The following is an 8,384-nucleotide window of genomic DNA, read 5'->3' on the forward strand; positions in this document are numbered from 1 at the left end:
ATTTTTATTTGTATTTTTCCTGCTTGAATTGTTATACTATTCTTATCAGGCTACCTTGTCCACATAATATTTTCCTATGGATACACGAATTGTAAGAAGGTGTACTCAGGAGGCGGCATGAAAAAGACACTCATTCTCTTAGCCTGTTTACTGGTAAACGTATTTGGACAATCCAAAGATGACTATGAAACAAATGAGAGCCAGGCCGGAACCGGGCTTCTGGACCCTTCAAGACTCTCCATCCAGCACAGTCTGAGCTTCGGGATGTCCAGTGGATCATCCATCTCCGATCTCAAATCTCAAAGCCTCTACTCTACTATGATTCAGTACCATTTTTCTGCCCCGGTTACCCTGAACCTTAATTTCGGTCTTCCGATCTTCTCCACTTATTCATCAGCTCATAACCTGACAACCAGTAATCTTCAATCGATGGAATACTTTAAGAGTATCCCCTTTGATGTCTCCCTGACCTGGAAACCATCGCAAAATACAATGCTGAGATTAAGTGTGATGAGGTACTCTGGTTACCCGATGTATGGGGATTACTTCTACGATCCTTACGATTACAGATACAGGCGGGTTTTCGACGACAGGCGGGATGATTAAGAACCCGGTAAACAAGTTGGCTTTCTCTTTGACTCCAGTTCCTGCCCCACTTTCTGCCATAACTCCTGGGTTCTGATTATCTGCCCTTTCCGAGGCCGGAACCGTGTCATTACATCATCTATCTCTTTGTCTATAATATCTTCTGTCAGGCCATAGTTTTCTTTGAAGTAAGCATATAACTCATGCTTCGTGTTCCATCTGAAATTCTTTGTCCTGGATATAGATGTTTTCTTCATGATTTACCTTCTTGGAATACTCACCCCTTTATAATATAAGAAAAGTCCTCAGCTTTTTCACTTTTCAAGTGTTGAAGATACAATAGTCCGGCAATCAATCTTTCTTCTGATATCCTCTGCTTTCTGCAGATTTTCTGCGATTCCGATTACAGTTGAGCCGGAACCGGTCATTATTGCCTGCATACAGCCTGCCTCCAGCAACTGTGCCTTTAACTCTCTGAGCCTGGGGTAAGATCTGAACACACTGGTCTCAAAATCATTGTGCATCGATTCAAGAACACCTTTCCAATCATTCTCCAGGAAACATCTCTGCATCTTCTCTGTTTTTTCATGCTGCCTGTTAATGACCGAATAATCTATTCCCCGATAGACCTCGCTTGTTGAAACCCCGAAATCCGGAACAGCTATTACGAATACAAATCGCAGGGAAGTCGGCAACGGTACCAGGCAGCAGGTAGCCTCAGAATCCAAAGCAGTCTGTCCCTTAAAAAAATAGGGAACATCCATCCCGAGCTTCCTTCCAAGGCTCATCAACCTCTCCTCTCTCAGCCCAAGCCCCCACAACTCATTCAGCAATTCCAGCATCGTTGCAGCATTGGCGCTCCCCCCCGCCATCCCTCCCATCACAGGAATCCGCTTGCTTATATGAATTTTCACATTTTTATCAACACTACACTCGTTCTTTATCAAATCAACTGCTTTCCAGCATATATTGCTCTCATCGCAGGGCACCCTGGGATCATCGCATTCTATCCCTGTTCCGGAGGAATCCTCAACAGAGATGATATCATGGAGATCTATCTGATGTTTTACTATTGCAAGCTCATGATAACCGCTGTATGGCCCTTCCTGGATTTTTCTCACAATATCCAGAGCCATTGTAACGCGTGTGAAAGATTTTCGTTCCATTCCTGTCCTTTATATCCAGTTTCCTGTTTTACCAGGATCTTTACATGAATTATGACTTAAAAGCTCAGATAATTCAAATGCAGAGATTAATATCTATCCTGCCAGCCGGAAAGCAGAAACAGATTTTGAGGCACCTGTAAAAAATTGCTGATTTCCTTTCAATTTTCCGCTATCTATTTTATTAAAATGGGAATGATTGAAAGAAGAGCACATACCAGGGTCGAAACCGAGCTGGTCACTGTCGAAATCTATACTTCAGAATTACACCTCTCGACTACAGAGGTTGTGGAAATCTGTACGGTCATGGATCTCAGCGAAAGCGGGATGAGATTTCTGGCCGAGAAAAAATTCCTTCCCGGTCAGACCCTCAGGCTGACATTCCTTCTGCCCGAATCCATTGTAATTATCCGTACCGATGCCATTGTGGTTCACATCCAGAAATCAAATGACAGCTCTGAAGTCGGCGTTCAATTTAAGAATCTTGGTCTGGCGGAAAGAAAACTGATTCGTCATTTCGTTGAAAAGACACTCCAGAGTCAATCACAATCACAATGACCGCTGACGTTTCCTTCATACACATCAGTGATACTCATATAGGCAGTTCAGAAGATTTCTCTCTCTTCGGAAGAAACACCTTTCAGTGTGCATCCAGACTGATTGACCTGATAAAAAAACAGAATATTCCCCTCGATTTTGTTGTCCATACAGGAGATCTGATCAATAAACCAGATCAGGCATCAGCGCAGCTTGCAAAATCCCTCTTTTCAGGAATCCCCTGCCCTCTTTACACTGTCAATGGAAACCACGATTCAGCGGAATTTACTTCACTACTGCAGACAGGTACCTGCCGGAAATACGGCCCCATGAAATTTTTCGAAAAAGACAACTATGTCTTCCTGTTTATAGATGCCAAAGGAGCGCCTGAGATCGATCCCCACGGGCTATTTACAGAATCACATGCTGACTTCCTGAATAAATTCCTGAATGAACACTCAGAATCTTCTGTTCTGATCTTCATTCATTTCCCGGCCCTGCAGCTTGACTGTCCCTGGCTTGACAAAGATATGCTTCTTATAAACGGGGATTCCTTTCATAAACTGCTGGTCGGTTCACCTGCGAAAATTTCCGGCGTGTTTTTCGGTCACATACACAAAAGAGTCTGCATCTTCCGCGATAACATCCTCTACTCAAGCGCCCCGAGCCCGTTTTGCACATTCGGAATCCTTCCATCCGATTCAGAGGTAAGATTCGAACCGGATATTAGCATCTCCTGCAACTGCGTAACTTTACAAAATGGCAGTGTAATTATAAAGGAAATTACTGAATGACATCCTGAAAATCGGAATCGGAATCGGCATCGGTATCGAAACATGTTTTCCAATATCAACAACTGTCTGTTTTTCTATTTCGACAACAGTCCGGTTGTCATTTCTACGAGTTCCCAAGGAGAAATCTTATCTTTCAACAATCCCTCCGAACAATAAAAATATCCGGAAACTCCGTTTCCTCCAGCCTGCCATCCATCATTCCGGCAACTTTTCTTATGGTTTCAAGTGAAAAAAAGTTTATATGTGTGATGTCCTGTGCATACCACCAACCCGGAAAACTGTCTCCCGATGGATACATCCTGGTCCTGATAACAACTATCCCCCGCTCAGAGAGCAGACTCTTTATAAGCCGCAATTCCTCTCTGAGATTTCTTAAATGTTCGATTACTTCACACAGAACTATCACATCATACTTTTTCTGTTTCTCATCGATCAGAACACCATAAAGCGGATCATAGGAATCGCAACTTAATCTGTTTTCATCAAGCAGTGATGAAAGGACCGCGTTTTTGCCGCTTCCAAAATCCAGTATTGATGGTTTGTAAATACCTGAGTTCTTTATGAGTGGAATAAGTTCAGAGAGAAACTCAACATAACCACTGTTTTGCCGACTGTTATCATGAAGATCATACCGTTCTTTCTCCTGTACAACACTGACCAGTTCTGAGTCCGGTACAAAGATAAGACTGCATTCAGAACAGAGAAAAAACCTGCGTCTCTTGTCACTGGTAAGCAGTACAGGCCTGTCAGATAAGCATAAACGGCATTTCATCTTCTTGACAACGCGGAACTAATCTGCAAGCGGGTTAACATGCATGCCCTCCGGCATTCCATGATCGAATCTTTGGCATTTAGAATAGCTATGTTGTTGAGCCTTATATTCAATATCGCATTCCAGAAAGCCTTTATTCCGGTGCTGTTGTTCATCGCCTGACGAAATTCATCATAGCGTCTGATATGCTCGATCCGTTTATCCCTTAAAAAGCAATCCAATGCCCGCTCAATCTCTTCTACACTGGCACAAAACTCCTCAGCCTGATTCAGGTATTCATCCGTCAAAACATCCTCCAATGGGATACTGTCAGATGATTCAAAACACCTTCTTACCAGGTCTGCTCCTTTCGGATCAAAATACGGAACTGATTCCGGAAGCAAAGGAAGAAGCCTGTAAGTGCCGTTCTGATCAATACTGGTGCGGTAGACATCACAGCCCTTTATCTCATTGAATCTGCCGTTTATACCAGAATAGATGCTCCGTGGTGTAATCGATTCCATACATGTTTTAGCAGTGCAATTGAAGCAGAAACAGGGCCGACTGCTGCATAATCCCGAAAAAATAATATGCCCGTCTCCGTAAGGACCGGTTTCCACCGGGTTTGTAGGACCGAAAAGTGCATAAACACGCTTCCCAAGTGCTGATGCCGCATGCATGAGGGCTGTATCACCTGTCACACAGACTTCACACAAATCAACCAATGCTATTGTCTCCCTGAAACTTACTTTCCCTGCAGATGAATGGCATGATTGTCCAAGCTGGCGCATGATAGATTCTGCTGTTTCCCTTTCTGCAGGAGCACCGGTAACAAGCAGTTTATATCCATCATAGATAAGCATTTTTCCCAGCTCAACAAAATTTTTGGGTTCCCATCTTTTGGCACCAACAGCCGCGCCAGGCTGAAAAACCGCTATCCGGGACTGCGATGAAAAACCAGCATTCTGGAGATAATTCATCGCTTTTTCCCTCTCATCTTTACCAATACGGATCAACTTTTTACTGACACAGCCTCTGACTCCGGCTATTCTCTTGTAAACATCGGAAGCGTGCAGCATATTGATCTGACGCGAAAAGGGTATCGCATACAGATACTGGCTCCAATTGTCCAGGACAGCCTGATTTCCAGTTCTCAGGTATTGACGTCCCCTTATTTCAGAACTATCGAGAATAGAGGCGATGTAATGAGTATAGGAATGCTGGGATAAATTCAATACAAGAGAAAACTGTTCAGCTTTAAGCTCTGAAATCAGATCACTGAGTTTTTTAATCCCATCCTGCCAGTCAGATGAACGTGTCAGATCTCTTATAGATTTGCGGGGGAAAAGGAAAATGCGGTCACAGAATTCACTATTTACAAGCCCGCCCTCAAAACCCTCCTCAACAAAAAAGGTAATGTGGCATGGTGTATCTTCTGCCTTCAATCCGGCAAGCACCGGAAGAGCCATGATCACATCTCCCAGATTGTTGGGAAGAATTATCAGTATTTTTTTCATCTTGTTTTTCAGGCAGAGTAGTTTTTTTCTTCGTATGTAAAGGTACGGGAGATCTCATCTGCTGCAAGCACAATAAGATCCATATCACTGAGTCTGATCCGTCCCTCTTTTTTCCGGACCTCCTCAACGGCTTTTAAGAGAGAATCTGAATTATTCTGATTATCCATCATTCATCCAACAGGAAATCTGCATCGGTCCATTTGAACACTGTTTCCCAGTATTTCCTTGCAAAGCTGTTATTTTCCAGTACTCCATCAGGAAGAGGACTGCAACTCCCGTTTCCTTCAAGTGATTCTATAAACTGGCTGTCTGTAATGCTTTCCTCTCCAACTGCAGATATGCACATTGCTACTCTGGCCATGTCGGTCTGAAGGTCACTCCAGCAATAACCGGCATCAAAAAGATGCTCAGCAAAAGGCCCTATCCCTCTGGCATTTTCAGCTAAAACAGGTGAACACTTTTCCTGCTCCGGAGTATCCTGGCAGAAAACAACCGACCAGCAGAATCTCATGGTATCTTTGATAATCTCTTTTTCGGTAATTTCCTTCTGCTGGATTCTGTTTTCCTGCCCTATGCAGGCTCTGAAACTCTCTTTTATCTCCGATAAGGCAGGCAGAGTTTTTAAAAGCCGTGATACATCGAAGACATGCTTCAACCTTTGCGCCTCTTTTCCCTTTCCCAGCGGTATCCCCAGTGTATTTGGCCCCAGGGTCAGCAGTTTATCTCCGATAATGCTTGATGGCAGAGGGACTTCGGCACTTACCGGACTTTTGTAGAGAGTTCCGCAGGCAACCGGTTTGAACTGGGTCATATAAGGACTGCGCATCATCTGTACATCGAGCATAACCGAACAGTTTTCACTATTATCGTATAAAGACCGGTAGAAAAGATAGTAACTTGACAGTGGAATCCAGGGCTTTGTCTTATGCTGCCTTCGTTCCCATTTATTGAACCGTCCGTATTTCTGAACGATTTTGTCCAATATCTGCTCAATTTCCTCTCTGGATTTGTCAGTAGCTATATCTACATCGATGGAAAACCTTGCCGGTTTTTCCAGAAGCATCAGCAGAGAGTTTCCCCCTTTAAACATAAAAGAGAGACCGCTTTCCGCCAGTTCGGAAACCAGTTCGAGACAATGGATCGCCTGCTCAGCCAATACTGCCGAGGCATTCAGCCGGGATGTTTCTATGTGCTCTTTTGAAAAAAAGGATTCTGTAGACATTTTTTTCCCCGGGAAGGATATTGCGGGAAGAGTTAAAAATAGTTTACTCTATTTTATAACATAATTGTTGGAAAGAGGCAACATAAAAGGTTGGTTTTAAGACTATCTGGAGCATCACAATCTTTTCCGGCACATACACCAATCATCAAAATAACCAAAAAGAGGATAAAGAGGAAAGAGACAGTATCAGCAGAGATCTTTTTAAGAAACTAAATTAATCAAGGTAATCAGCTTACCGGATTTGTGGCGTGCAATAGTTTTAAATTCATGCTTATCTGTTCTTATTCATTTCAATCATCCAAAATCATCTTAATCAGCGGTAAAAAAAAAGCCCTCGTCAATTGACAAGGGCTTAAGATTAAACTTGGCAGTGACCTACTCTCCCATGCAGTTGTCCCACACAGTACCATCGGCGCTGCAGGTCTTAACTTCCGTGTTCGGGATGGGAACGGGTGTATCACCTGCGCTATAACTACCAAGAAATATTTTTGGCAGACATAATCTTGTTGATGAAGCACACATTGCGGTAGAGATATAAGTAAAAAAGTATCAAGCCGCACGGGTTATTAGTATCACTCGACTGAATCCATTACTGGACTTACATCTGTGACCTATCGACCTTGTAGTCTTCAAGGACCCTTCAGGGGGGAAACCCCCACGCGATATCTATTCTTGAGGCTGGCTTCCCGCTTAGATGCTTTCAGCGGTTATCCGTTCCGTACATGGCTACCCAGCGATGCTCCTGGCGGAACAACTGGTACACCAGAGGTACGTCCTTTCCGGTCCTCTCGTACTAAGAAAAGCTCCTCTCAAATATCGTACGCCCACAGAAGATAGGGACCGAACTGTCTCACGACGTTCTGAACTCAGCTCACGTACCACTTTCAATAGCGAACAGCTATACCCTTGGAACCACCTTCAGCACCAGGATGTGATGAGCCAACATCGAAGTACCAAACAACCCCGTAGATTAGGACTCCGGGGGGTTATAAGCCTGTTATCCCTAGAGTACCTTTTATCCGTTGAGCGATAGCCATTCCACTCTGGGCTACCGGATCACTATGACCGACTGTACACTATCATGCCGTATACGAGCCAAGACACTGAGGCATCTGCCAAAAATACGGGTATAATAGCCATAAACCAGTCCCTGCTCGATCTGTCAATCTCACAGTCAGGCAGACTTGTGCCATTACGCTTTCGAATCTATATTAGAAAGATCGAAGTCTACCTTTGTGCACCTCCGTTACTTTTTTGCAGGCCGCCACCCCAGCCAAACTGCCTTGCACAAACATCTAGTACTGGTGCATACGCGCATATCCGGTACCTGGAGACTGCCTGTAGTATGAGTGGTATTTCATTGCTGCCAATCCATGATAAGCTCCCACTTATTCTACACGAACCACAAAGCACTCTCGGTAAGTGCGAGCAGTAAAGGTTCATAGGGTCTTTCCGTCTACCTGTTAGTACTCTGCATGTTCACAGAAATGTCAATTTCGCTGGGCGAATGTTGGAGACAGTAGAGGAGTCATTACGCCATTCATGCAGGACAGTAATTAACTGCCAAGGAGTTTTGCTACCTTAGGACCCTCAGAGTTAAGGCCGCCGCTTGCTAGGAGGGTATAAAACGACGAGCATTTAAGCCCACCGCCTATTTAGCTACACCAGCGCCGGGCAGGCGTCAGATTCAATACATCATCTTTACAATTTTGCAGAATCCTGTGTTTTTGTTAAACAGTTGCTCCTCCCTGCTCTGTGCCACTCATATGTTTAAGTTTTTCCCATATGAGTACTCCTTCTCCCGAAGTTACGGAG

The 8,384-nt window shown here is 44.0% G+C and carries 9 protein-coding genes and 2 rRNA genes; 3 read left to right on the forward strand and 8 right to left on the reverse strand.

Annotation, left to right across the window (positions count from 1 at the left end):
- Positions 1–117 precede the first annotated feature (117 nt).
- Entirely contained in the window at positions 118–606 is a 489-nt protein-coding gene (locus GX089_01795) for a hypothetical protein (protein NLP01207.1), read from the forward strand.
- On the opposite strand, the gene GX089_01800 is transcribed toward GX089_01795, so the two are convergent.
- The gene (locus GX089_01800) at positions 603–842 is read right to left on the reverse strand and encodes a hypothetical protein (GenBank protein ID NLP01208.1); all 240 of its coding nucleotides are present in this window, start codon (positions 840–842) and stop codon (positions 603–605) included. The two genes, GX089_01795 and GX089_01800, sit on opposite strands and share 4 nt — an antisense overlap.
- A 57-nt stretch (positions 843–899) precedes the next feature.
- A complete protein-coding gene (gene ispE, locus GX089_01805) occupies positions 900–1,751 on the reverse strand; it encodes a 4-(cytidine 5'-diphospho)-2-C-methyl-D-erythritol kinase (protein ID NLP01209.1) in 852 nt (283 codons plus the stop codon).
- Between the two features lie 192 nt (positions 1,752–1,943).
- Here ispE and GX089_01810 point away from each other — a divergent pair, with 192 nt between their 5' ends.
- Both GX089_01810 and GX089_01815 read left to right on the forward strand, forming a co-directional pair.
- Positions 1,944–2,306, forward strand: a complete 363-nt coding sequence (locus tag GX089_01810; protein ID NLP01210.1) for a PilZ domain-containing protein — start codon at positions 1,944–1,946, stop codon at positions 2,304–2,306.
- Positions 2,303–3,079 carry a hypothetical protein gene (locus GX089_01815; GenBank protein ID NLP01211.1) on the forward strand — a complete coding sequence of 259 codons (777 nt, stop codon included), beginning with the start codon at positions 2,303–2,305 and terminating at the stop codon, positions 3,077–3,079. The genes GX089_01810 and GX089_01815 overlap by 4 nt, the downstream gene beginning before the upstream one ends.
- Before the next feature lie 133 nt (positions 3,080–3,212).
- Here GX089_01815 and GX089_01820 read toward each other — a convergent pair whose 3' ends face one another.
- The 6 genes from GX089_01820 to GX089_01845 form a co-directional block, all read right to left on the reverse strand.
- Complete coding sequence (locus tag GX089_01820) at positions 3,213–3,851, reverse strand: class I SAM-dependent methyltransferase (GenBank protein NLP01212.1); 639 nt, start codon at positions 3,849–3,851, stop codon at positions 3,213–3,215.
- Positions 3,848–5,347, reverse strand: coding sequence for a glycosyltransferase family 9 protein (locus GX089_01825; GenBank protein NLP01213.1), 1,500 nt, complete (start codon positions 5,345–5,347; stop codon positions 3,848–3,850). The genes GX089_01820 and GX089_01825 overlap by 4 nt, the downstream gene beginning before the upstream one ends.
- 8 nt (positions 5,348–5,355) lie before the next feature.
- A complete protein-coding gene (locus tag GX089_01830; protein NLP01214.1) occupies positions 5,356–5,517 on the reverse strand; it encodes a hypothetical protein in 162 nt (53 codons plus the stop codon).
- Complete coding sequence (locus tag GX089_01835; GenBank protein ID NLP01215.1) at positions 5,514–6,569, reverse strand: nucleotidyl transferase AbiEii/AbiGii toxin family protein; 1,056 nt, start codon at positions 6,567–6,569, stop codon at positions 5,514–5,516. Before GX089_01835 ends, GX089_01830 begins: the two co-directional genes overlap by 4 nt.
- A 362-nt stretch (positions 6,570–6,931) precedes the next feature.
- A 5S ribosomal RNA gene (gene rrf, locus GX089_01840) occupies positions 6,932–7,049 on the reverse strand.
- Positions 7,050–7,114: 65 nt separating this feature from the next.
- Positions 7,115–8,384, reverse strand: a 23S ribosomal RNA gene (locus tag GX089_01845); the annotation flags it as partial.

Origin of the sequence: Fibrobacter sp. (assembly GCA_012523595.1) — a bacterium.
Lineage (GTDB): Bacteria > Fibrobacterota > Chitinivibrionia > Chitinivibrionales > Chitinispirillaceae > JAAYIG01.

Bases quoted from the DNA above. Each gene is read 5' to 3' on its own strand.
- GX089_01820 (NLP01212.1), bottom strand. From the start codon at position 3,851: ATGAAATGCCGTTTATGCTTATCTGACAGGCCTGTACTGCTTACCAGT.
- GX089_01825 (NLP01213.1), bottom strand. From the start codon at position 5,347: ATGAAAAAAATACTGATAATTCTTCCCAACAATCTGGGAGATGTGATC.
- GX089_01830 (NLP01214.1), bottom strand. From the start codon at position 5,517: ATGATGGATAATCAGAATAATTCAGATTCTCTCTTAAAAGCCGTTGAG.
- GX089_01835 (NLP01215.1), bottom strand. From the start codon at position 6,569: ATGTCTACAGAATCCTTTTTTTCAAAAGAGCACATAGAAACATCCCGG.
- GX089_01815 (NLP01211.1), top strand. From the start codon at position 2,303: ATGACCGCTGACGTTTCCTTCATACACATCAGTGATACTCATATAGGC.
- GX089_01795 (NLP01207.1), top strand. From the start codon at position 118: ATGAAAAAGACACTCATTCTCTTAGCCTGTTTACTGGTAAACGTATTT.
- ispE (NLP01209.1), bottom strand. From the start codon at position 1,751: ATGGAACGAAAATCTTTCACACGCGTTACAATGGCTCTGGATATTGTG.
- GX089_01800 (NLP01208.1), bottom strand. From the start codon at position 842: ATGAAGAAAACATCTATATCCAGGACAAAGAATTTCAGATGGAACACG.
- GX089_01810 (NLP01210.1), top strand. From the start codon at position 1,944: ATGATTGAAAGAAGAGCACATACCAGGGTCGAAACCGAGCTGGTCACT.